This is a genomic window from Comamonas sp. F1-6, assembly GCF_039581415.1.
Taxonomy (GTDB): domain Bacteria; phylum Pseudomonadota; class Gammaproteobacteria; order Burkholderiales; family Burkholderiaceae_C; genus Comamonas; species Comamonas thiooxydans.
Window position 1 is genome coordinate 203,468 of sequence record NZ_JBCPWN010000002.1, and the last position, 25,625, is coordinate 229,092.

The 25,625-nt window shown below is 63.6% G+C and carries 19 protein-coding genes; 10 read left to right on the forward strand and 9 right to left on the reverse strand.

The window, feature by feature from the left end; translation table 11 throughout:
- Positions 1 to 22 precede the first annotated feature (22 nt).
- Entirely contained in the window at positions 23 to 2,725 is a 2,703-nt protein-coding gene (locus AAIL66_RS03190) for an EAL domain-containing protein (protein WP_343495990.1), read from the reverse strand.
- A 51-nt stretch (positions 2,726 to 2,776) separates the two neighbouring features.
- On the opposite strand from AAIL66_RS03190, the gene purU reads away from it, so the two are divergent.
- The 6 genes from purU to AAIL66_RS03220 all read left to right on the forward strand — a co-directional run bounded on the left by purU (position 2,777) and on the right by AAIL66_RS03220 (position 10,833).
- Positions 2,777 to 3,625, forward strand: coding sequence for a formyltetrahydrofolate deformylase (purU, locus tag AAIL66_RS03195; RefSeq protein WP_003068559.1), 849 nt, complete (start codon positions 2,777 to 2,779; stop codon positions 3,623 to 3,625).
- A 24-nt stretch (positions 3,626 to 3,649) separates the two neighbouring features.
- Positions 3,650 to 4,552: a LysR substrate-binding domain-containing protein gene (locus AAIL66_RS03200; RefSeq protein ID WP_012840040.1), complete on the forward strand. Its 903-nt coding sequence runs from the start codon at positions 3,650 to 3,652 to the stop codon at positions 4,550 to 4,552.
- A 111-nt stretch (positions 4,553 to 4,663) separates the two neighbouring features.
- Entirely contained in the window at positions 4,664 to 6,583 is a 1,920-nt protein-coding gene (locus AAIL66_RS03205; protein WP_343495991.1) for a UvrD-helicase domain-containing protein, read from the forward strand.
- A gap of 156 nt (positions 6,584 to 6,739) precedes the next feature.
- Positions 6,740 to 7,861, forward strand: a complete 1,122-nt coding sequence (locus tag AAIL66_RS03210) for an ABC transporter substrate-binding protein (RefSeq protein WP_343495992.1) — start codon at positions 6,740 to 6,742, stop codon at positions 7,859 to 7,861.
- Between the two features lie 138 nt (positions 7,862 to 7,999).
- Positions 8,000 to 9,556 (forward strand): FAD-linked oxidase C-terminal domain-containing protein, encoded by a 1,557-nt coding sequence (locus AAIL66_RS03215; RefSeq protein WP_343495993.1) that lies wholly within the window; start codon positions 8,000 to 8,002, stop codon positions 9,554 to 9,556.
- A 14-nt stretch (positions 9,557 to 9,570) separates the two neighbouring features.
- The gene (locus tag AAIL66_RS03220) at positions 9,571 to 10,833 is read left to right on the forward strand and encodes a PQQ-dependent sugar dehydrogenase (protein WP_343495994.1); all 1,263 of its coding nucleotides are present in this window, start codon (positions 9,571 to 9,573) and stop codon (positions 10,831 to 10,833) included.
- Between the two features lie 13 nt (positions 10,834 to 10,846).
- On the opposite strand, the gene AAIL66_RS03225 is transcribed toward AAIL66_RS03220, so the two are convergent.
- The 6 genes from AAIL66_RS03225 to AAIL66_RS03250 form a co-directional block, all read right to left on the reverse strand.
- Positions 10,847 to 12,178: a D-serine ammonia-lyase gene (locus tag AAIL66_RS03225; protein WP_343495995.1), complete on the reverse strand. Its 1,332-nt coding sequence runs from the start codon at positions 12,176 to 12,178 to the stop codon at positions 10,847 to 10,849.
- A 75-nt stretch (positions 12,179 to 12,253) separates the two neighbouring features.
- Complete coding sequence (locus tag AAIL66_RS03230; RefSeq protein ID WP_193751118.1) at positions 12,254 to 14,488, reverse strand: phospholipase C, phosphocholine-specific; 2,235 nt, start codon at positions 14,486 to 14,488, stop codon at positions 12,254 to 12,256.
- A 25-nt stretch (positions 14,489 to 14,513) separates the two neighbouring features.
- The gene (locus tag AAIL66_RS03235) at positions 14,514 to 14,687 is read right to left on the reverse strand and encodes a hypothetical protein (RefSeq protein ID WP_165570867.1); all 174 of its coding nucleotides are present in this window, start codon (positions 14,685 to 14,687) and stop codon (positions 14,514 to 14,516) included.
- 228 nt (positions 14,688 to 14,915) lie between these two features.
- The gene (locus tag AAIL66_RS03240) at positions 14,916 to 18,038 is read right to left on the reverse strand and encodes a CusA/CzcA family heavy metal efflux RND transporter (protein ID WP_343495996.1); all 3,123 of its coding nucleotides are present in this window, start codon (positions 18,036 to 18,038) and stop codon (positions 14,916 to 14,918) included.
- 162 nt (positions 18,039 to 18,200) lie between these two features.
- Positions 18,201 to 19,529, reverse strand: a complete 1,329-nt coding sequence (locus AAIL66_RS03245) for an efflux RND transporter periplasmic adaptor subunit (RefSeq protein WP_343495997.1) — start codon at positions 19,527 to 19,529, stop codon at positions 18,201 to 18,203.
- A 15-nt stretch (positions 19,530 to 19,544) separates the two neighbouring features.
- Positions 19,545 to 20,807, reverse strand: a complete 1,263-nt coding sequence (locus tag AAIL66_RS03250; RefSeq protein ID WP_343495998.1) for a TolC family protein — start codon at positions 20,805 to 20,807, stop codon at positions 19,545 to 19,547.
- 147 nt (positions 20,808 to 20,954) lie between these two features.
- Between AAIL66_RS03250 and AAIL66_RS03255 the strand changes: the two genes are divergently transcribed.
- Positions 20,955 to 21,644, forward strand: coding sequence for a heavy metal response regulator transcription factor (locus AAIL66_RS03255; protein ID WP_003068520.1), 690 nt, complete (start codon positions 20,955 to 20,957; stop codon positions 21,642 to 21,644).
- 10 nt (positions 21,645 to 21,654) lie between these two features.
- Here AAIL66_RS03255 and AAIL66_RS03260 read toward each other — a convergent pair whose 3' ends face one another.
- Complete coding sequence (locus AAIL66_RS03260) at positions 21,655 to 21,996, reverse strand: DUF5713 family protein (protein ID WP_034354934.1); 342 nt, start codon at positions 21,994 to 21,996, stop codon at positions 21,655 to 21,657.
- A 59-nt stretch (positions 21,997 to 22,055) separates the two neighbouring features.
- On the opposite strand from AAIL66_RS03260, the gene AAIL66_RS03265 reads away from it, so the two are divergent.
- The 3 genes from AAIL66_RS03265 to AAIL66_RS03275 all read left to right on the forward strand — a co-directional run bounded on the left by AAIL66_RS03265 (position 22,056) and on the right by AAIL66_RS03275 (position 24,514).
- Positions 22,056 to 23,477, forward strand: a complete 1,422-nt coding sequence (locus tag AAIL66_RS03265; protein WP_343495999.1) for a heavy metal sensor histidine kinase — start codon at positions 22,056 to 22,058, stop codon at positions 23,475 to 23,477.
- A 99-nt stretch (positions 23,478 to 23,576) separates the two neighbouring features.
- Positions 23,577 to 23,981 (forward strand): hypothetical protein, encoded by a 405-nt coding sequence (locus AAIL66_RS03270; RefSeq protein WP_224649088.1) that lies wholly within the window; start codon positions 23,577 to 23,579, stop codon positions 23,979 to 23,981.
- Positions 23,982 to 24,082: 101 nt separating this feature from the next.
- Positions 24,083 to 24,514: a hypothetical protein gene (locus AAIL66_RS03275; protein ID WP_034391328.1), complete on the forward strand. Its 432-nt coding sequence runs from the start codon at positions 24,083 to 24,085 to the stop codon at positions 24,512 to 24,514.
- A gap of 113 nt (positions 24,515 to 24,627) precedes the next feature.
- Here the strand turns inward: AAIL66_RS03275 and AAIL66_RS03280 are convergent, their stop codons facing one another.
- Positions 24,628 to 25,596, reverse strand: a complete 969-nt coding sequence (locus tag AAIL66_RS03280; RefSeq protein ID WP_343496000.1) for a siderophore ABC transporter substrate-binding protein — start codon at positions 25,594 to 25,596, stop codon at positions 24,628 to 24,630.
- Between the last annotated feature and the right edge of the window lie 29 nt (positions 25,597 to 25,625).

Consider the following 25,625-nt stretch of genomic DNA (forward strand, 5'->3'; position numbering starts at 1 on the left):
GCTGCTGCAGCGCTGGTGATCCTCAGCCCGCGGTCGCGACAGCCACCAGCGGCTGCCCCTCACGCGTCTTTTCCAGCAGGCGCGTGAAGTCCTCGGCCGGCAAGGGCCGGCTGCAGAAATAGCCCTGAAAGTAGTCACAGCCTTTTTGCTGCAGGAAGGTCAGCTGCTCCTGGGTTTCCACGCCTTCGGCCAGGACCTTCAGACCCATGGCATGACCCAGGGCAATGACCGAGCTGCTGATGGTCATATCGTCCGCGCTGTGCGGAATGTCGCGGATAAAGCCCTGGTCGATCTTGAGCAGATCGAGCGGAAAACGCTTGAGGTGCGCCAGCGAGGAATAGCCGGTGCCAAAGTCATCGATGGCCAGGCGCAGGCCCAGCTCGCGCAGGCGGTTGAGCACGGCCAACGCCTCTTCAGGCTTTTCAGCCAGTGCGCTTTCGGTGATTTCCAGCTCCAGCAGGCTGGCCGGAAAACCCGACTTGTTGAGCGCATCGGCCGTAGCCCCGGCAATATCGGTCAGCAAAAACTGGTGCAGCGAGACATTGACCGCAATCGTCAGATCGGGCAGACCGGCAGCGCGCCATTGCTGGCCCTGACGACAGGCCTCACCAAGCACCCACAAGCCCAGCGGGCCGATGACGCCCGAATTTTCCGCCACGGGAATGAAACGGGCCGGCGAGATCAGGCCTTCCTCAGGGTCCAGCCAGCGCAACAAGGCTTCAGCCCCCACCAGTCGCCCCGTCGCCAGTTCAATCTGTGGCTGGTAATACAGACGCATATGGCCCAGCTCCAGCGCACGGCGCAAGCGCGCCTCCAGCGCCAGACGCTCGCGGGCGGCCTGGGTCATGTTCTCATGGAAGAAGCACCAGGCATTGGAGCCTCTGGCCTTGGCTCCATACACCGCTGCATGGGCCCCCTGCAGCAGATCGTCGGCTGTCAATGCATGGTCGGGATACAGACAGATGCCTGCGCTGACGCTGACCACCACCGACAGGCCATCTGGCGTGGTCCAGGGCTGGCCGGCTGCTGCCATCAGGCGCTCGGCCACGTCCACCGCGCTGTCGCGACCGCAAATGGATTGCGCCACCACGCAGATTTCATCGCCCGCCAGGCGGCCAATGATATCGCCGTGCCGCAAAGCACCCTGCATCTGCACAGACACATGCCTGAGCACCTCGTCGCCAATGGAGTGGCCATAGCTGTCGTTCACGTCCTTGAAGCGGTCGATATTGAACAGCAGCACAGCCATGCGACGGTTGGTGCTCTGACTCAGCTCCACCGCCTCGCCCAGCATGCGCGTGAATTGAGAGCGGTTGGGCAGACCGGTCAAGGTGTCGCGATGGGCCAGAAACTCCAGCTGCTGCTCGCGCGCCTTCTCGGCCGAGATATCGGTGAACATGCAGACGTAATGCGTCACCTTGTCGTTGGCATCCTTGACCGCGCTCAGCGACATGCGCTCGGGAAAGACCTCTCCATTCTTGCGTCGATTCCAGATTTCGCCCTGCCAGTGCCCTGTGGCATGCATGCTGGCCCACATGGCGTCATAAAAGGCCTTGTCATGCCGGCCGGACTTGAACATGCGCGGCGTCTTGCCCAGCATTTCCGCTTCGCTGAAGCCCAGCAGCTTCGTGAACGCGTGGTTGACCGAGAGAATTCGGCTGTGTGCATCGGTCACCACCACGCCCTCGATGGTGTTGTCCACCACCGTGGAAGCCAGGCGGCTGCGCTCATCGGCCTCGCGACTCGCAGTCTGGTCGGAGAGCAGGCCCGAGACCCGTATCAGGCGTCCGCTCTCGTCGTTGTAGGCCTGGCCGCGTGCGCGGAACCAGCGATACAGGCCGTCAAAGCACAGCAGACGTGCCGTCAGCACCAGCATGCTGCCCTGCTCCAGTGCTTGCTCGGCCTGGGCACGCGCACCTGCGGCATCTTCGGGGTGCAGGCGCTGATGGAAATCGAACTCGCGGGCCAGATCCTGGCCCTGATAGCGCAGCAAGGCACTCATGCCCGTGGAGAAGTTCAGCCGCTGCTCGAGCGCGTCCCACTCCCACACGCCATTGCCGCTGCCCTCCAGCGCCAGGCGCAGCATGGTCTCGCTGCGCATCATGGCGTTGCGCGCACTCACCATCTCGCTGAGATCCTGCAGCACGCAGACCAGGGCCACCGGCCCTCCCACACCCGAAGCCGCCACGCGGCTGGTGGTGCACAGCACGGGCGTAACCTTGCCGGTGCAGGCATTCACGCATTGGCGCAGCACCTGGAAGTAATCGGTGCTGCCGTCCAGCAGGCGCTGCAGTTGCAGAGCAACTTCGTCCTGGTCATTCACAGGCACCAGAACACGAAAATCCTGACCGCGCAGCGACTCGACGCTACAGCCCAGCCAACCCGCCAGCTTTGCATTGGCCCAGACAATCTCTGCACCGCCCACATGCACGCGAGCCATGCCGGCCGGTGCGTGGCGCACCACCAGCTCCAGCTCCTGCGCCGTCTCCCGGCCACGCTGGTCGGCGCGCGCCTTGCGCTGCATGAACCAAAGTGCAACCAGCGCTGTCGCCAGCAACCAAACAATGAACAGGCCTATCTGCCAACGCAGCGACTGTCGATTCAGCGATACATCAAAATAGCCGAGCACGCCCGCCTGCGCCCCCAACCAAAGCATCCCCACGCACAAATAGAGAGTGACAATCACCCAGGGTGTGAGCGGGAAATGCCCCTCCTCGCTTTTCATGAATTTCCTTTGTCCGCAGGGTCCTCGCCTTGCTGCGACAATTGCCGAGCTATGACCCAAGCCTATATTTTGACTTTATCCTGCCCAGACCGACTGGGCCTGGTGCATGCCGTTTCCGGATTCTTGCTTGAGCAAGGCGGCAATATTGAAGAAGCAGCGCAGTACAACGACCCGGTAACCGGTCTGTTCTTCATGCGCGTGCAGTTTGCCTGCGATGGCAAAGACGCCGCCTCTTTAAAGGCATCCGTTGCCGAATTAGCTGATCAATATCAAATGCAGTGGAGTTTGCACTCCAAGGCCGAGCGCATCAAGACCGTCATCATGGTCAGCAAGGAAGGCCACTGCCTCAACGACCTGCTGTTCCGCTGGAAGTCGGGCCTGCTGCCCATCGAGATCAAGGCCATCATCAGCAACCACCGCGAGTTCTATCAGCTGGCGGCCAGCTACAACATCCCCTTCCATCACATTCCCGTGACTGCCGCGACCAAGGCCCAGGCCGAAGAGCGCCAGTACGAGATCATCGAGGAAGAAGGCGCCGAGCTGGTGGTGTTGGCGCGCTACATGCAGGTGCTGTCCAACGATTTGTGCAAAAAGCTGTCCGGCCGCGCCATCAATATCCACCACAGCTTTCTGCCCAGCTTCAAGGGCGCCAAGCCCTACTACCAGGCGCATGACCGCGGCGTGAAGCTGATCGGCGCCACCGCCCACTATGTGACGGCCGACCTCGACGAAGGCCCGATCATCGAGCAGGACGTGGCACGCGCCGACCACACCGACACCGTGGAGGACCTGACGGCCCGCGGCCGCGACACCGAGAGCCAGGTTCTGGCCCGTGCCGTGAAGTGGCATAGCGAGCGCCGCGTCATTCTCAACGGTCACAAGACCGTTGTGTTCCGCTAAATCCCTGGGCTTGGGATTGATTGTATGACCCGCAGCCCCGGCGCCTTGAACAGCATTACGGCCAGGCGGATTCCGCCGATACAGTGCCTGCTCACCTTCGAGGCTCTGGCGCGGCTGCGCTCGGTCACCTTGACGGCGGAGGAGCTGTGCGTAACGCCCAGTGCCGTCAGCCACAGGGTCAAGCAGCTGGAGCAGATTCTGGGGGCTCGCCTGTTCGGCCGAACGGATTTCTCGCTGACCACGGACGGCAGCTCCTATCTGGCCCATGTGCGTGAAGGCCTGGGCGCCTTGCAACGCTTTCCAGGAGCGTCAGCCTCGCCTGGGCGCAGACGCCTGAAGCTGGCCGTCACCCCCACCTTTGCGCGCGTGATCCTGATCCCGCGCCTGCGCCAGTTCACCGAGGCCTATCCCGAGATAGACATTGCGCTGCAGGTGTCGATTCCGCTGCTGGATGTGATCGGCGAGGATGCCGACCTGATGGTGCGCTTCGGCGCCGGCCACTATGCCGATGTGGAGCACATCGAACTGGCCCGCGACACGGTCACGCCGCTGGCCTCGCCCAGCTTCATCCGCGAACATGGCCCGTTCGAGCGCCCGGACGACCTGGAAGGCATGCCGCTGCTGCGCAGCCCTCTGGAGCCCTGGCGCACCTGGTTCGCCGCGACCGGCCTCGACATGGCCGAGCCCAACGAAGGCTCGCAGTTCAACGACATCGGTCTGATGTGCGACGCCGCATCGGCCAGCATGGGGATTGCCCTGGTGCGCCACAAGCTCGGTGCGCCCTGGCTGGAAAACGGTACGCTGGTGCGCCTGTTCGATGTCGATGCTCCCAGCCCCCACGCACACTATCTATGCTGGAAGACCGGCATCATGGACCGCTGGGAATGTGCGGCCTTCGCAGAGTGGCTGCGCAAGGCCATGGGCTGAGCGGCAACCCGGCGGCTTCGCGGCTGCGCAGTTCTTGCTCGCCATCCCTGGACCGGCGAACAGCCGTTGCACGGATAGCTCGATGGATAACGAAGATGGAGCACCCACTGCATGAACCTGCAGCCCAGGCTGTACCCCGGCCTTGACCAGAACCAGGCGCTCAACAGCGAAGCGTCTTCGCTGCTCATCCGTGCCCTGGCCGGCACAGGCAAGACGACTACGCTGGCCATCAAGGCCGTCGATCTGATCCGCACCCAGGGCGCGCGCAACGTGCTGATGCTGGCCTACTCGGAGGCCGGCATCAAGGCCATTCAGGCGCGCCTGGACCGGATCTCCGCCGTGCGCCTCGAAGGCCTGCATCTGCTCACTCTGGAGCATTTTTGCGCCCGCCTACTCGAAGAGCAGGGAGACCCTGTCCCCATGCTCTCCTCCAGCCTGGAAAAGAACCTGCTCATCCAGCAGGCGCACGAAGCGCTGTCGCAAGAGGCCGAACGGCATGCCGAGCTCGACATACCCGAGCTGGCGGACTACTTCGCACGGCCTCTGGACATCAGCGCCTTCCTCGCTTTCGAGGCCCAGGCCAAGCAGTGCATGCTGGAACTCGACATCGACGACAGCGGCCTCAGCGCGCTGGCATATTGCCGCGACAACGCTCTGGACTACGGCCTGTACCGGCTGCTGCGCAGCTATGAGCGGCTGCGCGCAGGCCCCACCCAGGAGCCGCTGTTCTATGCGTCCGGCGACTGCACCTACGCGCTGGCCTGCCAGCTGGCAGCACTGGACTTCGATGCCGGCTTCCCGCTGCTGCAGGGTCGCTTCGAAGCCGTGCTGTTCGACGAGCTGCAGGACCTTGACGAAGCCGCGCTGCTGGTGCTGCGCCACCTGGCGCGCGGCAACGGGCGTTTCATCGGTGTCGGCGACTTCAACCAGCACATACTGCCGGGCGCCTCCTCCATCTTTGGCGACAGCGCCCAGCGCATCCTGCAGGAGCTGCCTGCGGGCACCGGCCAGGCCACGCTCAACACGACCTATCGCTTCGGCCCCGTCATCTGCCAGGAACTGAACCAGCTCTTCGGCGTGGAGTTCGACGCCCATTACCGCAACGCCTCGGCCTGGTTCGAACATCGCCATGGCGATGACGAGGACTGCGCCCGGCAATTGCTGGATATTCATGCCGCAGTGGCCCGCCAGCCCCGCAAACCGCAGGACCCGCCGGCCGTGCTGCGTGTCATCCTGCATTCGCCCGAAGATTCGGTACTGCTCGAATGGCTGTTCGCCCACGAGGGCGTGCACTATGCCTGCAAAGGCATGCAGCGCTTCTACCAGCGCCGCGAAATCGCCCTGGTGCTGGCCATGCTGTGGGCCATGCAGGGCTGCAGCGGCGGTGCGCTGCTCTCGCAAGGCATTCTGAGCAGCGCTGCCGAAGGTCTGATGCGCTATGTGCGCCATGCCAGCCCACCCGACCGGGATCTGCTGGCCAACGGCCTGTTCGACATGACTGCACTGGGCGACGCCCCGCCGGAGTCCGACACGCTGCGCATTGCCGCCGAACTCATGGGACAGCAAGCCGCCATGCGCCGCTTCCTCGCCGCCTACATCGCACCAGACTCCCCCTGTGCCCGGTTGCTGGCCTTGCCCGCAGACCAGTGCGCCGATGCGGGGCAGCTGCTTCTGCACCCTCTGTTGCGACAGTTCTTCGCCCAAGCCCCCATCAGCCAGGACGAACTGCGCCAGTGCCTGGCCAGCCTGCAAGCGCTGTCGCGCATCTGCGCCGGGCTTTCCGTCGATGAATTCCTGGGCCGCCTCAGCCTCATGGTCCAGTCGAGCATCGCGCAGCATCAGCGCCATGAAAAACCCAGCTTGCAACTGCTCACGGTAGAACGCAGCAAAGGCCATGAATACGAGTATGTGGCCGTGCCCTTTGTCAATTCCAGACACTTCTCGCCCAATGCGAGCGACCCACAGCGCAACATGCTCTACGTCGCCATGACCCGCGCCAGCAAGCGCCTGTGGATACTGGAGAGCAGATGACGACGCAAGGCCATGGGGCGATGCAGATCAAGCCCGTATCTCACAAGCGGGTCAAAACACCATAACGTCGCCCCCAGCCGACATGGCCACAGTTGCCCTCTCCCACCCTTGTTGCAGTCCTCCCAACATGGGCTCACAACAACGAGGAGGAGACCCATGCAAACCCCATCGCGCTGCGCCTGGCTACTGGCCGCCAGCATCACCATCAGCCTGACCCTGCATGCGCAGGAGAACAAGCTCACCATAGGCGCCAGCTTGCCACTGTCAGGCTCGCAGGCCGAGGCCGGCAAGGAAGGGATGAGCATCATGCAGGCGCAGGTGGAGGCATTCAACAAGCAGGGAGGCCTGGGCGGCAAAGCTTTGACACTCAAGGTGCTGGACGATGGCTACGAGCCACAGCGCGCCGCCAGCAATGCACGCCAACTGATCCAGGAAGGAGCCCTGGCCCTGCTCAACTGCTGGGGAACGGCCAGTTGCACAGCCATGCAACCCGAGGTACAGCAAGGCCAGACGGCCCTGGTGGGCGTGATTGCCGGAGCCGGCAGCATGCGCCAGCAGCCGGGCCGTTTCATCTATCCGCTGCGCGCCAGCACCCAGGCAGAAGTCGCGGCCATGCTGCAGCAGATGCAGACCATAGGTCTGCGGCGGATCGCCATCGTTCACCAGAACGACGGCTTCGGCAAAAACAGCCTGCAGATCGCCCTGAACGCCTTTGCAGCCAATGATCTCAAGGCCGCGGCAACTCTGGCCGTGGAGGCATCGGGCAGCAACACCCCGGACCTGGCCAGACAGCTGGCCGCCCTGCCCGATCTCCAAGGTGTCATCGTGCTGGCGGGCGCCCCTGCCACCATAGGTCTGATCACCATGGCCAGACAGGCTCATGTCACGGCGCCTTTCTACAACCTGGCCGCCCAGGCCAACCGTGCGGTGGTGCAAGGGCTGGGCCCTTATACACGCGGCATTGCCTTCACCACCCTGGTACCCAGCCCCTGGAAGGGCGCGGTTCCGGCCATCAAGGACTACCAGCAGCTCCTCGACCACGGCGGCATGCCGCCTGCCTCCTATCTGGGCCTGGAAGTCTTTCTCAACACCCGAACCCTGCTGGACGCGCTGCGTAAAGCTGCACCCACAAGCAATCGAGCGGGCTTGCTGGCCGCCCTCGACGCCATGGGCGAGATTCGCTACGGCGCCATGCATCTGCGCTTCACACCGCCGCGCAACGGCTCCAGCTATGTGGGGCTGACCATGATTGATGCGAGCGGCCACTTCAGGGAATAAATCAATTCCCAGTCTTATTCATCAATCATCAATAGCTATCATTTAAAGAGCAAATATCATCATCGTCGCAAAGCATTTCAAGCAGCTTTGCAATAAAGCTCACACCAATGCGCGGGCGCATCCCCTACATTTGCAGGCATGACGTTCGCCAGCACCTTTACCGATCTCGTCGCCACCTCCAGCGCAGCGGCCAACGCCGCGCACCACCCGCCCGAGCAGTCCGAGCAGTCCGAGCGTGCCCGGCGCCAGGCCGAGGTGGTGGAGGCACTGCGCCCCCATGTGCCGGCGCATGCCCTGCTCTATCAGAGCGAAGACACCACGCCCTATGAGTGCGACGGACTGACGGCCTACCGCCAGCGCCCTCTGCTGGTCTGCCTGCCCGAGACTTATGCTCAGGTGCAGGCCGTGCTCAAGGCCTGCTACGCCATAGGAGCACCCGTCATTGCACGTGGCGCGGGGACGGGGCTTTCGGGCGGCGCCATGCCTCACCCCATGGGCGTGACGCTGTCGCTGGCCAAATTCAACAAAATCCTCAAGGTCGATGCCTACAGCCGTACAGCCCTGGTGCAGTGCGGCGTGCGCAACCTCGCCATCAGCGAAGCCGCTGCCCCCTACGGCCTGTACTATGCGCCCGACCCCAGCAGCCAGATCGCCTGCACCATCGGCGGCAATGTGGCCGAGAACTCGGGCGGCGTGCACTGCCTCAAGTATGGGCTCACGGTGCACAACGTGCTCAAGGTCAAAGGCTTCAGCATCGAAGGTGAGCCCGTCGAGTTCGGCTCGGATGCACTCGACACCCCCGGTCTGGACCTGCTGGCCGTCATGATAGGCAGCGAAGGCATGCTGGCCGTGGTGACCGAGGTCACGGTCAAACTCGTGCCCAAGCCCCAGCTGGCGCGCTGCATCATGGCCAGCTTCGACGATGTGCGCAAAGCGGGCGACGCAGTGGCTGCGGTGATCGCGGCCGGCATCATTCCCGCCGGACTGGAAATGATGGACAAGCCCATGACGGCCGCCGTGGAGGACTTTGTGCGCGCCGGATACGATCTTACGGCGGAAGCCATCTTGCTTTGCGAGAGTGACGGCACGCCCGAGGAGGTGGAAGAAGAGATCGCCCGCATGAGCGAAGTTCTGCGCCACGCCGGCGCCACGGCCATCACCGTCAGCGAAAGCGAGGAAGAACGTCTGCGCTTCTGGAGCGGGCGCAAGAACGCCTTCCCCGCCAGCGGCCGCATCAGCCCCGATTACATGTGCATGGACTCCACCATTCCGCGCAAGCGTCTGGCCGACATCCTGCTGGCGATTCAGGAGATGGAGAAGAAATACCAGCTGCGCTGCGCCAACGTGTTCCATGCAGGAGACGGCAATCTGCACCCCTTGATCCTGTTCGATGCCAACAACCCCGATGAACTGCACCGCTGCGAGCTGTTCGGCGCCGACATTCTGGAAACCAGCGTCGCCATGGGCGGCACGGTGACGGGCGAGCATGGTGTGGGCGTGGAAAAGCTCAACAGCATGTGCACCCAGTTCACAACGGCCGAGAACGCCCAGATGTTCGCGCTCAAGGCGGCGTTTGATCCGCAATCGCTGCTCAACCCCGGCAAGGTGATTCCCACGCTCAACCGCTGCGCCGAGTACGGCAAGATGCTGGTGCGCGGCGGACAGATTGCCCATCCCGATCTGCCGCGCTTTTAACCGCCAGGAGAGCCATGCAGCGCAAATACCGGTTGATTCTGAGTCTGTCTGCGCTGCTGCTCATGGCTGCCAGCCCAGGTGCGCATGCACGCGGCTATGCCTCCACCGGCAAATGCGGTATCTATCCACGCTTGGCCATCACCAGTCCCTCGGGCACCTGCGTAGGGCTGATAGCCGACGATGCCCATGGTCTGCGCTTTCCGCGCCGCGTATTGGAGATTGAGCCGGGCCGTATCTGGGTGCTGGACATGGGCAACTGGATGCCCCAGGTGGGCCAGCTGATCGAGCTGCGCCTGCCGCCAGACGCGGCGACTCCCGCCAATGCCAACACCACGGCCAGGGCCGTTGAAGCCAGAGTGTTGCTGAGCAAGCTCAACTACCCTTCGGGCATGGCGCGCGGTCCGGACGGAAAAATCTATATCGGCGAGGCCGACAAGATATGGCGCGCTGCAGTGCCTTCACTCAGACAGACACCTCAGCCCGAGTTGCTGGCCAGCGGCCTGCCGGCCGACGGTGCGCACCTGCTCAAGGAGCTGGCGTTTGCGCCGGACGGCAGCCTCTACGTCAATATGGGATCGGCCACCGATGCCTGCCGGGGTGAAGACCAGAAGCAAGCCGTGCCCTGCCCCGAGCGCAGCGCGGCCATGCCGCGCGCTGCCGTCTGGCGCATGGTGCTTCAGGCCGGCAAGCAGCCCGTCAAGGAATTCAAACCCTTTGCCAGCGGCCTGCGCAACTCCATGGCGCTGGCCGTGATGCCCGACGGCCCTGCGGCAGGCACCGTCTGGCAAGGCGAAAACAATATCGACTACCGTGACCCCAGGCAACCGCCGGAGGAGCTCAACCTGCTGCGCGCGGGTGCCGACTACGGTTGGCCTTACTGCATAGGCGCACGCCAGAACGCACAGGGTTATGAAAAGCGCTTTGACTGCAGCAAGACCGAGGCACCGCATATGCTCTGGCCCGCCCACGTGGCTCCACTGCAAATGCTGGCCACGCCTGTGGGCAGCGCGTTTGGCGGGCAATTGCTGGTGGCCTGGCACGGCCAACGCGCAGACGGTCAACGCCTCGTGGGCTTTGCGCGCGACGACAAGGGCCGGCCCTCTGGCAAACCCATTCAATGGCTGAGCAACTGGGACGCCAGGCCCGGTCTGCGTCCCGGCGGCCGCCCCACGGGCATGGGCCTCGATCATGCGGGCCGCCTGCTGGTGGTGGAGGACTTCAACCGCAGCCTGCTGATGCTGATGAGTGAAGCGGGCACGGCGCCAAGACCCAGGTAACCAGGTAAGGTGCTCAGTTCAGCAGATCGCGTCCACGCGCCAGAAACCTCGCGTACTCCTCGTCGGGGACAAACAGGCCGCCCGTGGTCCAGACAATATGTGTGGCGTTTGCCATGTGCGGCAACAGCTTCTGGCGCTGCAGATAATCCTGACCTGCAACACTCTCCAAAAGGGCGCGCGGACCGCCAAATCCCGCGGCCGCCGATGGCTCGATCTGCAGCCCCTCTCTATCCTTCAACAGGCACAGATGGCGAAACAGGGTTTCGTCCTCCACTGTGAAAACTCCGCCGAGAAAACCACGCACCACGTCGGCAGCCAGCTCCGATGCACGCGGCACTGCCAGGCCATCGGCCTCGGTCTGGTTGTTCAGGCCCAGCTCATAGACCGAAGGATGGGCTTCCAGACCAGGCAGCGCTGCAGCACCGGCGAGCATCTCCACCATGAAGCAGGGCGACTGCACGGGCTCGGCAAAAAAACAATGCACATGCTGCCCGAATGCCTGCTGCAGACCCAGCGCCACGCCGCCGGGTGCACCCCCAACGCCGCAGGGAATATAGACAAACAAAGGATGCGTCTCATCCACGGCAATCCCGTTCTCTGCAAGTTGCGCGACCAGGTGCGGAGCCGCCGCCGCATAGCCAAGCAGCAGCGAAAGCGAATGCTCGTCATCCACAAAGTGACAGTGCGTATCCTGGTCGGCCAGCGCGCGGCCTGCGGCCACGGCCTGGGCATAGTCGCCGGCATGCTCCACCACCTGCACACCACGGGCTCGCAGGCGCTGCTTTTTCCACTCCTTGGCATCGGCAGACATATGGACCGTTGCCTTGAAGCCAAGGCCCGAAGCCATGACGCCAATCGACAGGCCCAGATTGCCCGTGGAGCCTACCGCCACCTGGTAGCTGGCGAACACCGCACGCGCAGCATCGGAGGCCAGTTGCAGATAGTCGCCATCGGCCAGCAGGCCATGCTGCAAGGCGATCTGCTCCGCATACTCCAGCACCTCATGCACGCCACCGCGTGCCTTGATGGAGCCCGCTACTGGCAGGCTGTGATCGGCCTTGAGCCAGAGCCGACCCAGTTGCTCGGGCAGCTGCAAAGCCTGCTGCATCTGCGGCACGTGCAGCAGCGCCGACTCAATACGTCCGCCAGACACCTGCAACTCTGGAAACAGCTGCGCCAGCAAGGGTGCAAAACGTTCAAAACGCTGTACAGCCTGCTGAACCTGAGCTGCGTCTATAGAGTGCGTGGACCGAGCCCCTTCGCTGCGCCCGGCCCATAGCGCGGGCCGGGCATGACGCAGGTCTTCAACAAGGTCGCGCAGTGCGGGGAAAGTCATGGCAGGCATCCATCGTCATACAAGACCGCCATATTAGGGCCAATGGTGCATGCCAGACAGGTCAGCAAAGGCTCCGCATGGTCGCTATACCTCGCCCATGGCCGGGTCGCTGATCGTGTGCTGACCGGTTTCCACGCGGCCGGCAAAGCGCCGGTAGTACGCCGGATCGCTGTTGCAGGTTACGGCAAAGTCATACCATTGGCCGCTGGCCTTCAGCTCCCAATGCCTCTCGGCGCTGGCGGCAGCGGCAACGCTAACCGTCCATGGACCGTCGCTCAGGTAGGCCATGGGTGTGATGGTGAACACCGCAGCCTGAGCGCCCTTGTTCATCAGATCCACGTAGACATTGCCATTGGCAATGTCGTAGCAGACACGCACCTCGGGGGCAGCCTGTGTACTGCCCAGGCGATTCAGGTCGCCCTTGAAGTGGCGGTGAAAACCGTTGGGGCCCAGCACCCAGAGGTCGTACTTGCCGAAATTGTCGCGCACGGCATCCCAGGTATCGGCCAGCGTCTTGCCCGCTTCCACCATATAGCGGCGCGGCGTGCGATCCAGCTTGTAGCGGTCATAGACATGGAAGACGGCCGCCTGTGTACCGGTGTTGGCAAACACCAGCTCCACCTGGCTGTTGGCCTGACAGCGCGCACTGGTGTGCAGCTCGTAGGGCAAGGCCCGCGAGGGACGCGTACCGACCGCCTGCAAAGGCAGTTGCATATCGCGCGGCACCGGCACGGCGGGCAGCTTTTGCTGATCGGCACGCAGTTGGTCGGCGACATCGCGTGTGGATCGTCCAGCCAGCACGGGCAGGGTCTCGTTGTTCGGCGTCTTGAAGTTGAAGGTGCTCAGAAGATCTCCACATACCGCACGACGGAACGGGCTGATATTGGGTTCCTTCACGCCAAAGCGTGCCTCCAGAAAACGCAGCACCGACGTATGGTCGAATACCTGCGAGTTGACCCAGCCGCCACGACTCCAGGGCGAGATCACATACAGCGGAACGCGCGGCCCGGGACCGTAGACACGGCCATCGGGGGCGGGCTGGCTGCGGCTGCCGACCGGCGCGCCATGCGTGAAGTACTCGGCCTGCAGATCAGCCTCCGGCAGCGTGGTCTTGCCTGCATAGGTCTTGTCGGCGTTCTGCGATGGCGCCGAGGGCGAAGGCATATGGTCGAAGTAGCCGTCGTTCTCGTCGAAGTTGACCAGCAGCACGGTCTTGCTCCAGACCTCGGGATTGGCCGTCAGCGCGTCCAGCACCTCCTGCAGAAACCAGGCGCCCTGCACCGGGCTGGATGGGCCGGGGTGTTCGCAATAGATGGACGGTGCATTGACCCAGGACACCTGGGGCAGCTTGCCTTCGCGAATATCGCGCTTGAAGGCGTCCAGGTATTCCTCGGGCTTGTTGCCAGGCAAGGTGTTGGCCACGCCTTTGTACAGCGGGTTGGCAGCGTTGTCGCCGGCAGCATCATAGGCGTGGTAGGGCAAGGCCTGGCCGGTGTTGGTATACGGCGCATTGGGCGCACCGCCGCTGGAGACCGGAAAGCCGGAGGCCAGATTCGCTCTGCGGAAGTTCTGGAACGCCCCCAGCATGTTGTCGCCCCACTCGTCGGGCATGTTCTGGTAGCTGATCCAGCTCACCCCGGCTTCCTGCAGCCGCTCGGCATAAGTCTTCCATGTGTAGCCGGTGTTGGCGTCGCTGGGCACGCCGTTGATGGCATCCCACTCGTTATTCACGAAGGCCACGTTCTGCGGTATGGCACCGTTGGTGCCTGTCATGTGGAATGACCGGTTGGCGTCGGTGCCAGTGTGCATGGCGCAGTGGTAGGCATCGCAGATCGTGAAGGCATTGGCCAGCGCGAACTGGTAGGGCAGCTCCTGCTCCTTGAAATAGCCCATGGAGGTGTCCGTCTTGGCCACGGGCCAGCGCGACATGCGGCCGTTGTCCCAGGCCTGCTGACTGTCCAGCCAGGAATGAGGGGTGCCGGAAACGCGCTGCGCGTTGTTGGCCGTTCCGTCCAGATGGTAGGGCGTGATGACCGTACCGTTGGCACGCTCCTGCTGCCAGACCTTGCGGCCGTTGGGCACGGGAATCGTCATCCGGTCGCCAAAGCCGCGCACCCCCTTGAGTGTGCCGAAGTACTGATCGAAGGAGCGGTTTTCCTGCATCAGGATCACCACATGCTGTACGTCCATGACCGTGCCCGTGACATTGTTGGCCGGAATGGCCAGCGCACGGCGGATGCTGGGCGGAAAGGCCGCCAGTGCGGCAGCGGAAAAGGCGGCGTTCTTGCCGGCCTGCAGAAGGTTGCGTCGCGAAATCATGGTGAAGCCTTGTCTGTCACCGCGCTCAGGGAGCACAGCGCATCTCCGGCTTGGCCGGCTCGGTGGGGTTCGTGGGGGTCGTGGGATTGGTCGGGTTTGTGGGAGCAGGCGGGCTGTCATCGCTGCCACCACAGGCGGCCAGCGTGGCGGCCGTCAGACAGGCGAGCGCCAGCGCCTTGATCAAACGCTTGTTTTGCATGGAGTCTTTCGCTTTGATGTCGACAGGTTTCGACCGGCAAGAATCTAGGAAAAGCTCGTGTCATCCCGATGACGTCCGTGTTTCAGTACGTTTCTTCGCATCGGGCCAGCGCTCAAGATTCGCAAGCCTTTCCCGGCACGAAGCGCCATGCAAAAAGGGCCGATGCATTCGCATCGGCCCTGTGCAGAGAACATCGAAACGCCAGTCAGAACGCTGGCGCTTGCACGGCTACTGGCGCTTCTGATAACCAAGTCTGTACAGCAGCGGCAGCACCAACAGCGTCAGCACCGTGGACGAGAGAATGCCGCCAATCACCACCGTGGCCAGCGGCCTTTGCACCTCGGCCCCCGTTCCCGTGGCAATCGCCATGGGCACAAAGCCCAGCGATGCCACCAGGGCCGTCATCAACACGGGACGCAGACGCGTGAGCGCCCCTTCGGTGACGGCCTGTTCAACACCCATGCCCTGCTCACGCAGCGAACGGATATAGGCAATCATCACCAGGCCGTTGAGCACGGCCACGCCGCAGAGTGCGATAAAGCCGATGGCCGCCGAAATGGACAGCGGAATTCCGCGCAGCCACAGCGCCGCAATCCCGCCGGTCAACGCAAACGGAATGCCAGTGAAGACAATGAGACCGTCGCGTACATTGCCGAACATGGCAAACAACAGCGTGAACACCAGCGCCAGCGACACGGGCACCACGACCATCAGGCGCTGGCGGGCCGACTCCAGGTTCTCGAAGGTTCCGCCCCAGCGTGTCCAGTACCCTGCAGGCAACGCAACACCTTCGAGTTCCTGCTGAGCCTGTGCCACAAAGGAGCCGATGTCTCGCCCGCGCACATTGGCGCTGACAACGATACGGCGCTTGCCATCCTCGCGGCTGACCTGATTGGGCCCCGGTGCCAGCTCCACCGTCGCCACCGATGACAACGGCACAAAGCCCAGACGCCCGTCGCCGCCGCGCGGCAGCGCAATCGGCAGACGGCCTATGCTGTCCACATCGCTGCGCATGGCCTCGGGCAGGCGAACCTGGATGGCAAAACGTCGATCTCCCTCGAACACCGTGCCGGCTTCACGCCCGCCGAATGCCGTGCTGATGGCATCTTGCACATCGCCCATGTTCAGACCATAACGCGAGGCTTTTTCGCGGTCGATCTGCACCGTGAGCATGGGCAGGCCAGTGGTCTGCTCGACCTTGACCTCGGAGGCGCCAGGAATCTTCTGCAGCATGGCGGCCACGGCCTGCGCGGACTTTTCCAGCTGAGCCATGTCGTCGCCGAAGATCTTGACGGCCACATCGCTGCGCACGCCCGAGATCAGCTCATTGAAGCGCAGCTGAATCGGCTGCGAGAACTCGTAGTTGCTGCCCGGAATCCTTTCCACAGCCTCTTGTACGGCAGCCAGCAGATCATCACGCGAGCGCGCCGGATCGGGCCATTGCTCACGCGGCTTGAGCATGATGTAGCCGTCCGAGATATTGGGCGGCATCGGGTCCGACGCGATCTCGGCCGTTCCGGTGCGCGCAAACACACGCTCGATTTCAGGGAACTGCTTTTTGAGCTCGCTCTCGATCTGCATCTGCATCTGCACCGACTGCGTAAGGCTGGTGCCCGGTATACGCAAGGCCTGAATCGCAAAGTCGCCCTCATTGAGATTGGGTGCAAACTCGCTGCCCATGCGCGTGGCCAGCAGCAGGCTCAAGGCGACGATGACGCTGGCCGCCGTCAACACCACTGCTGGTGCATGCATGACCTTGTCCAGCACCGGCGCATAGGCACGGCGCGCCCACTCCATCAAACGGTTTTCCTTCTCTGCCACCTTGTCGCCCATGAACAGCGCAATCGCGGCAGGGATGAAGGTGATAGACAGCAGCATGGCACCCAGCAGCGCGATCACCACCGTCAGCGCCATGGGGTGGAACATCTTTCCTTCCACACCGGTGAGCGCAAAAATGGGCAGATAGACCACCATGATGATGAGCTGACCGAACAACAACGGACGCCTTGCCTCCCTGGCTGCCGCAAACACTTCCTCGAAACGTTCGCTGCGGGTCAACGATCGGCCGGCTGCTGCCTGGGCATGGGCCAGACGGCGCACGCAGTTCTCCACGATCACCACCGCGCCGTCAATGATGATGCCGAAGTCCAGCGCCCCAAGGCTCATCAGATTGGCGCTGACGCGCATCTGCACCATGCCCGTGAAGGTGAACAGCATGGACAGCGGAATGATGAGCGCCGTGATCAGCGCTGCCCGCAGATTGCCCAGAAACAGGAACAGGATCGCCACGACCAGCGCCGCCCCTTCGATCAGGTTCTTCTTGACCGTGGCAATGGCCTTATCCACCAGATTGGTGCGGTCGTACACCGTCACGGCCTTCACGCCGGGCGGCAGGCTTTTGTTGATCACCTGCATGCGCTCATGCACCGCCTGCGCCACGGCACGGCTGTTCTCGCCAATCAGCATGAACACCGTACCCAGCACCACTTCGCGACCGTTGTCCGTAGCAGCCCCCGTACGCAGCTCGCGACCCAGGCACACATCGGCCAGATCGCGCACGCGAATCGGCTGGCCTTGTGCCGACCCCACGATGACTTCGCGAATATCGGCAATACCCCCCACCTGTCCCGGTGCGCGGATCAGATACTGCTCGCCCTGGCGTTCGATATAGCCGGCACCCACATTGGCGTTGTTGCGCTCCAGCGCTGCGACGATATCGGCCAGCGTGAAGCCATAGGCCGCCAGCTTTTGCGGCTGGGGCGCCACCAGATATTCCTTGGCGAAGCCGCCGATGGAATTGATCTCAGTCACTCCCGCCACATTGCGCAGCTGGGGCTTGATGACCCAGTCCTGGATCTCGCGCAGATCCATGGGTGTATAGGGTGAGCCGTCTGGTCTGGTGGCGCCCTCATCGGCCTCCACGGTCCACAGATAGATCTCGCCCAGCCCCGTGGAGATAGGCCCCAGCGCAGGCGCGACGCCCGCCGGCAGGGCATCGCGCGCCTGTTGCATTCGCTCGTTAACCAACTGGCGTGCAAAGTAGATGTCCGTGCCGTCCTTGAATACCACCGTCACCTGGGACAGGCCGTAGCGCGACAGCGAGCGGGTCTGCTCCAGCCCCGGCAGGCCGGCCATCACGGTCTCTATGGGGAAGGTGACGCGCTGCTCGGTCTCCAGCGGCGAATAGCCGGGAGCGGAGGTATTGATCTGCACCTGCACATTGGTGATGTCGGGCACGGCATCGATGGGCAGACGCTGGTAGTTGTAGATACCCAGGCCCACCAGGGCAAGCGTGGCCAGCATGACCAGCCAGCGCTGGGCAATCGCAAAGCGGATGATGCGCTCAAACATTCAAACTCCAAATATCTTCATCTGCCCTGTCACACTGGCGCAATCCAAACCAGAGACACCGAGCAAGAGCCGCCTCGCGGCGGGGCCGCCCAGGCGAGGGTGTCGTCCCCCTTGGGGGCGCCGTGCAACGGGAAGGCGCGCCGCGCCTCAGGGGGTGGCTAATCAGTGCACATGCTCGGCCGTTGCCTTGCCAAGCTCGGACTTCAGGACGAAGCTGCCGTCCTTCACATAGCGCTGGCCTGTACTCAGGCCCTGCAGCACTTCGGTGTTCTGGCCATCGGTCTTGCCCAGCTTCAGGGCCTGCGCCCTGAAGCCGCCGTCCACCGGAACAAACACCACGGGCTTGTCGCCGTCGATCTTCTGGATGGCCACACTGGCCACCGTCACCGCCGCCTTCTGGCTGGATGCCGTCAGATCCACATTCACGAAGAGGCCCGGACGCCAGATGCCATCCGGGTTGTCCAAGGTGATGCGTGCTGGTGCCGTGCGGGTTTCCTGCCCTATCAAGGCGCCCACATAGGCCACCGTCCCCGTGGCTTTCGATTCAAAGGCCGTCGCATGCACAGTGGCCTTTTCGCCCACGCGCACAAAGGGCAGATCGCTGGCGGCCACCTTCATTTCGGCCCAGACCGAACGCAGATCGGAGATGGTGAACACGGCCGTGCTGTCCTGCACGGCCTCGCCCACGGAAAGATGCTTTTCCACCACCACCCCATCGAAGGGCGCGCGCAGCTCGAATCGGTTCAGCGCCCCGGCAGAGCCTGAGCCGGCACCGATCGCAGCCAGCTTTTGCTGCGCATTGGCGGACGCGATCTCGGCCTCGCGCAGTGCCTGCTGGGCCTGCAGATAGTCCTGCTCGGCAGAGATCTTTTCCTGCCACAGCTGCTTTTCGCGCTGATAGGTGGTGCGCGCCAGTGCGAGACGCTTTTGCGCGGCCATCAGCTCGCTGCGCTGCTCGGATACCGCAGGGCTGGTCAGGGTGGCCAGCAACTGGCCCTTATTTACCACCTGCCCCAGATTGGCCGCTACGCTCTCCGCCACGCCCGCCACCCGCGGCACCACATGAGCCGTCCTGTCCTCGTTGAAGCGAATCTCGCCCGGCAACTGCAGCATGCTGGCGATCAACGCAGGGCCGGCCTCGGCCAGCGCCACGCCCGCAGCCTTGGCGCGCTCGGCATCGAGTTTGAGCAGACCTTCATCCTCATCATCGGCATGAGCGGATTCAGGCTTGGCTGCGGGTTTTCCGGTGCTTGCTGCCTGTTCATGCCCAGGCTCGCTGCCATGGTCATGCCCCTCTTTTTCGTCATGCTCATGCCCGTTCTTTTCTTCATGGGCATGACTCTTCTCTGCAGCACCGTGACCGTGGCCTTCGGCGCTTACAGCCGCCGGCTGCGTACCGTAGACAATGGCTGCAGCAGCGGCCGCACCGAGCGCCAGAATGATTGCGATGGCAATCGCCGTGCGGCGGGGCTTAGGGGATGTGGAATTCATGATACGTGCTTGTTCTTACTCAAGACCGGGCACATCGCCCAGTTGGCGGGTGATGTCCGCAGCCGCCTGATGGGTTGCCACCAGTTGCTCCAGATAGAGGCTGCGTGCCTCGGCCAGCGTGCGCTGGGCATCCAGCACTTCCAGATAGCTGAACTTGCCCAGGGCAAAGCCCTTGGCTGCGACTTCGTAAGCGGACTCGGCCGCCGGCAGGACCTGCTGCGCCAGTTGCTCGGCCTGGGCCCGGCTGGTCTGCAGCTGCTCGCGTTGCTGCTGCAACTGTGCGTACATTTGCTGGCGCGTGGCCAGCAGCTCGTCCTCGGCCTTGTCGGCCAGACGCAGCGCCTGCAGCTGATTGCCGCGGTTGCTGTCCAGGATCGGCAGCGGCACCGAGACACCCACCACCAGCTGATTGCGTCCCACTTCCTGCGCACGCTTCATGCCCAGACTCACGCTGGGGTCAGGCAGGCGCTTGGCACGCTCGAGCTCGGCGACGGACCTGGCTTGAAAAACGGCCTGCTGCGCGCGCAGCATCTGCGGTGAATGCTCCAGCTTTTCCAGCATCAGGCCTTCATCGGACAGCACAGGCAGTTGCGCCAGCTCCCCCACCGCGCTGCCAAATGCCGCTGGCTGCGCTCCCCACAGCGCCGCCAGCTGCTGACGTGCCACACGCAGACCGGAGCGCGCTTGCGCCAGCGCCAGCTCGGCACTGCTCTCGGCCACGCGGGCCTTGGTTTCCTCCAGCGGAGCCACCTTGCCTGCCAGCACGCGCTTGGCCGCGGCATCGCGGGCACTGCTGGCAATCTCCAGCGTCCTCTGGTGAAGTTGCACGCGTTGCTGGCCGGCCAGCACATTGGCAAATGCCGTGCGCACATCGGCACGCAGACTAGCCTGCGCGGCCTCCAGCTCGGCCCTGGCCAGTTCGCGACCATGCCCGGCCGCCTTCATGCGAGCCTCGCGCTTGCCGCCGATCTCTATGGACTGGTTCCATTGCAGAGTCATGGACCTGGTTTCGCGGCGCGTGTCTTCCTGCGAATAGGCCAGCTCGGGGTTGGGTCTGGCGCGACTCTGGATCAGCGCCCCCTCGCTGGCCGCCAGGGCCTGCGCCGCCGCTCGCAGACCGGGGTTGTGCTCCATGGCCAGCGCCAGTGCGGCCTGCAGGCTGATGGGGGCGGCTGCCGCTGCTGTTGCGGGCGCAGTTTGTTGCGCCCAGGCACAAGGCACGAAAAGGCCCAAACCGCTGCCCAGCAACACAGCGGCCGCCTTGGTGATGAATGTCATGGTGATGCTCCGCCGGCATGCCTGCCCTTCCATTGGCAGTCTTGTGCAAGCGGAGCAAATCTAGCCTCGCGGCCCCCACAGGGTTCTGACCTCAAGATGACAAATTTGTCATCTTCGCAAACGACCGACTTGCTCGACAATCTGCGCATGAAGCTTCTAGTCATCGAGGACGAAACCAAACTCGCCGAATACCTGCAAAAAGGCCTGGGCGAGGAAGGCTTTGTGGTCGATGCCGCGCACAACGGCATTGACGGCCTGCATCTGGCCACCGAGCAGCCCTACGACCTCATCATTCTGGACGGCATGCTGCCCGGCATAGACGGCCTGGCCGTGCTGGCGGCTCTGCGCCAGTCCCGCCAGACGCCAGTGCTCATGCTCACGGCCCGCGCCCAGGTGGAGGACCGCGTCAAAGGACTGCAGGCCGGCGCCGATGACTATCTGGTCAAGCCTTTTGCATTTTCAGAACTGGTGGCCCGCATTCATGCACTGCTGCGCCGTGGCCTGCAGGCCCAGGCCACGCCCGAAGCCACTGTGCTGCGCATGGCCGATCTGGAGCTGGATCTGCTGCGTCACCGCGCCACGCGTGCCGGCCAGCGACTGGACCTGACGGCCAAGGAGTTCAATCTGCTGAGTCTGCTGCTGCGGCGCCAGGGCGAAGTGCTGTCGCGCACCGAGCTGGCCTCCCAGGTCTGGGACATGAACTTCGACAGCGAAACCAATGTCGTCGAGGTCGCCGTGCGCCGCCTGCGCCTCAAGCTCGACGCACCGTTCGAGTTGCCCCTGCTGCACACGGTGCGCGGCATGGGCTATGTGCTGGAGCTTCGCCTTGATGCCTGATAGCCGGTGCTTACCATTCGCGTAGAGCGATCAGTTCCTCCACATCCGCCTCTTCAAAACCATAAGCCTTGGCAATGGCCTCGAAGTCAGCCGCAATGCATTCACGTGCCGCCGTTTCTAGCTCGCTGCCCTGCTCTTCGAACTCCTGCTGAAGATCGTTGAAACGCTCGGTCGCAGCGTGGGTCAATCGATACAGCTGCTCCAGATTCTGCGGCTTTTGCTGCTCTATCTGCAGGCAGAGTTCTCTCAGAATATCCTCGCCCTTGCGAACCAGTTCTTCAGGGAAATAGCTGTCCTCGTACATCTCCAGCAAGAAGGCGTAGTTGTTCATGATGGCGTTACCAAGACTCATGGTCCGTTCCTTTTTCCAGCAAACCGCAAACAATGAATCTTCCAGCATAGCAGCCACTCATGACCGCTGATCACGTCTCTCCTAGCACTCCTCAGATCCCGAACCTGAGCCGCCGGCTGTCGCGCTCGCTGGCCCTGCAGACCATGCTGGGCCTGGGCCTGGTCTGCGTGGCCGTGTACTGGGGTAGTTGGCTGGCACTGGCCCAGCGCCAGCAGGAAAGCCTGGAGCAAAAGCAGGTCACGGTGACGCATCTTCTGCAACAGGCCCGTGCCAACCGCTCCGCGTCCAGCATGCAGCACATGCTGTCCGACTTTCTCACGGGCCACGAGGATATGTCGATCCGCGTCAGCTATGCCAGCGGCGCGCTGCTGTTCGAGAAACTGCACCAGCCCCTGGACGATGTTCACAGCGCACGGCGCAGCTTCAGCGTCGTGCTGCCAGCCCATGTGGATCCGCAGGAGCAGCAGCTCGTACAGGTGCTGCTGATGCTGGACCGCCGCCCCGACGATGCCCTGCTGCGCCAGCTGGCCTGGATTCTGGGCCTTGCTGCCGTCAGCGGTGCGCTGCTGGTGTCGCTGTTCAGCGCCTGGCTGGTGCGCCGCGGGCTGGCGCCTTTGCATTCGCTGGTGGAGCAGACCCGGCAACTGGGCGCCAAGGATCTCACGCACGACTGGCAGACCAGGCTTGACGACAGCAACCAGCCCCAGGAGCTGCGTCCGCTGATTGCCCAGTTCAACGCGCTGCTGGAGCGGCTGGCCGTGGCCTACCGCCAGATGGAGGCCTTCAACGCCGATGTGGCCCATGAGCTCAACACCCCGCTGACCACGCTCATCAGCAGCTGCGAGCTGGCTCTGCGCAAGCCCCGCGATGCGGGCGAGCTGCGCGACATCCTGGCTTCCAATCTGGAGGATCTGCAGCGCATGGCCGGCATCGTGGCGGACATGCTTTTTCTCTCTCACGCTGATCGCGGCGAAAGCGCGCACCGCATTCAGGTGGCCAGCCTGGCCAGCCTAGCGGACGAAGTGGTGGAGTATCACGAGGCCGCGCTGCAGGAGGCTAATCTGCAGGTGCGGGTGCAGGGCGATGCGCAGGCCCAGGTCGATGCGCGATTGCTGCGCCGGGCGCTGTCCAATCTGCTGGGCAATGCCACCCGCTATGCCACGCCGGGAAGCTGCATAGAGATACAGATCAGCACGCCGCAGGCCGGCCAGGTCACGCTGGCGGTGCAGAACCAGGGTCAGGCCATTGCCGCAGAACATCTGCCCAGGCTGTTTGACCGCTTCTACCGCTCGGACGCAGCGCGCAGCCAGGCCGATCGCAACCACGGCCTGGGCCTGTCCATCGTGGCCGCGATCGCGCGCATGCATGGCGGACAGGCGTTTGCACGCTCCGAGCTGTCTGTCACCAGCATCGGGCTGAGTCTGCCTGCGGGCCAGGATGCACAAGCACGGGCGCCTGTTTCATCCGGCAACCGGGCGTAAAAGCCGATGAGGCCCACACGCAGCACCGAGCAGGGATGACATGGAGCTGCGCGGTCAGGCCGCAAGATGGCCGGCCGTGCATCGCTGAAAGGAAACACCATGCATTGCTTGAGAAACGCTGCCTGCCTGGTTCTGGCCGCCAGTGCCGGTCTCGGCCTGCCCGCTCTGGCTCAGGGCCGGATTCCCGATATGCAGCAGGCCGGCGCGCTGCGCTACAGCTGCGGCGGCATAGGCGAGGACGAGTCCACGCTCATGCGCGCCGCGATGAAGGACTACCCGCTGTCGCTGCTGTTTGCGCAAAAGGACGGCGCCTATCTGGCCAATGTGGCGGTCGAGGTCAGCTCCGGCAAGGACAGCAGCCGCTTCACGGCCAACGGCCCGGTCTGCCTGATCCAGCTGCCTGCCGGCAGCTACAAGATCACCGCCACCACCAGGGAGGGCGTAAGCAAGACCCAAACGGCAGAGATCGGCAAGGGCCCGCATCAGCTGGACTTCCGCTACTAGCGGCAAGCCTACCCGCAGGCGCCGGTAATGCCCCGGGGCCGTCCAGGGGAGATGCACGCGGTCGCGCTCCGCGAGGCCAGGCAATGAGGACAATAAGCGCCATGTCCCAAGATCAAGACGCATCCACCTATCAGGCCCATCTGCAGGCCGGCAACGCGCTGGTGCAGCAGGCCCAGAAGATTGCCACGCAGGACTTCGAGCAGGCCCGCGCCTTCTGGCAGGCAGCCGGCAAGGAGTTCTATCTGGCGCACAAGGCCGATATGAGCGAACCGGAAGCCGCCTTTCGTTTGGCACAGGCCTGGATGGCCGAGGCCCACGCCTTGCAGAAGGAGGAGAACCGGAACGCGCTGGTCATGTGGGCCAACGCCGCTGCGCAATGCGAGCTGGCCTTCGACCTGGAGCCCGAGAACGGCCGCATCGCAATGACTGCCGCCAGTTGCCATCTGTTCGCCGGCCAGGCCGATGCCGCCAAGGCCTGGCAGCTGATTGGCAAGCAGTTGCTGCCGCCCGAGCCTTCCGCACCCGATGCCTGATACTTTTAGATAGCTTGCTGCGCATGAAAATAAAGGGTTTCAATGCTTTTATGCATTGAAACCCTTTATTCATTGGCGAAAGCAGCTATTAACTTTGCTATCTTTCGCGGAGCCTAGCGCTCGAGTGCAGCGCGAATCTGCTGCGCATTGGCCCGCATGGCCTGGGGGCCGCTGCTGCCCAGCAAATACCAGAGCTGCGGATCGACGAACACCAGTTGCTGCGCGCGGCCCGCACGCGTGTTCTTGATGATGTCGTTGTTGAACAGCTCACGCGACGGCACGACCGGCTTGCCGTCCTTGTCCTTGGTGCTGCCCGTGCCCGCGTTGCGGTCGATCACGAACAGCCACTCGGGGTCAATCCTGGCGATATCGTCCATCTTCAGCGCAATGCCGCGCGCCTGCGCCGGATCTGCGGGCAGGGCGGGCTTGATGCCCAGCACGTCATGCAGCAGACCGAAGCGCGAGCCCGGCGTCTGGGCGCTCATGTTTTTGTTGACGGCCAGCACCAGCAGGCCTGGCGCGGCCTTGGCCGCGGCAGCGCGGGTGGCTTCCACGTCGCTGCGCACCTGCTGCATGAGCTGCGCGCCCTGCGCCTGCTTGTCCCACAGGCTGGACAGCGCGGTCACATTGCGCTGCATATCGCCGAGCAAGTCCTTGCCCGAAGTGCTCAGGTCCAGTGTCGGTGCGATACGGCTCAGCGCTTCGTACTTGCTGGCCGAGCGGCCGGCCACCACAATCAGATCAGGGCGGATGCGGCTCAGCGCCTCGTAGTCGGGCTCGAACAGCGAGCCCGCCACCTGGTAGCGGGCATCGGCGTAGCCCGTCAGATAGGCGGGGAAATGAACCTTGGGCACTCCCGTCACCGACAGCTTGAGCGCCTGCATGGTGTCCAGCGAAGCCAGGTCGTAGACCACCACGCGCTGCGGCGCCAAAGGCAGCTCGGTCACGCCCCTGGCATGCTCGACCTGGATGCGGGCGGGTTGGGCCGCAGATGACAGGGACTGCGGCGTTTGCGCCCAGGCGGAGCCGGCCATCATCAGCAGTGCCACAGCGGCGGCGCGACGACTGATCAGTTGTTGCATGAAGAACCTTGAAAAGCAAAACAGAAGAA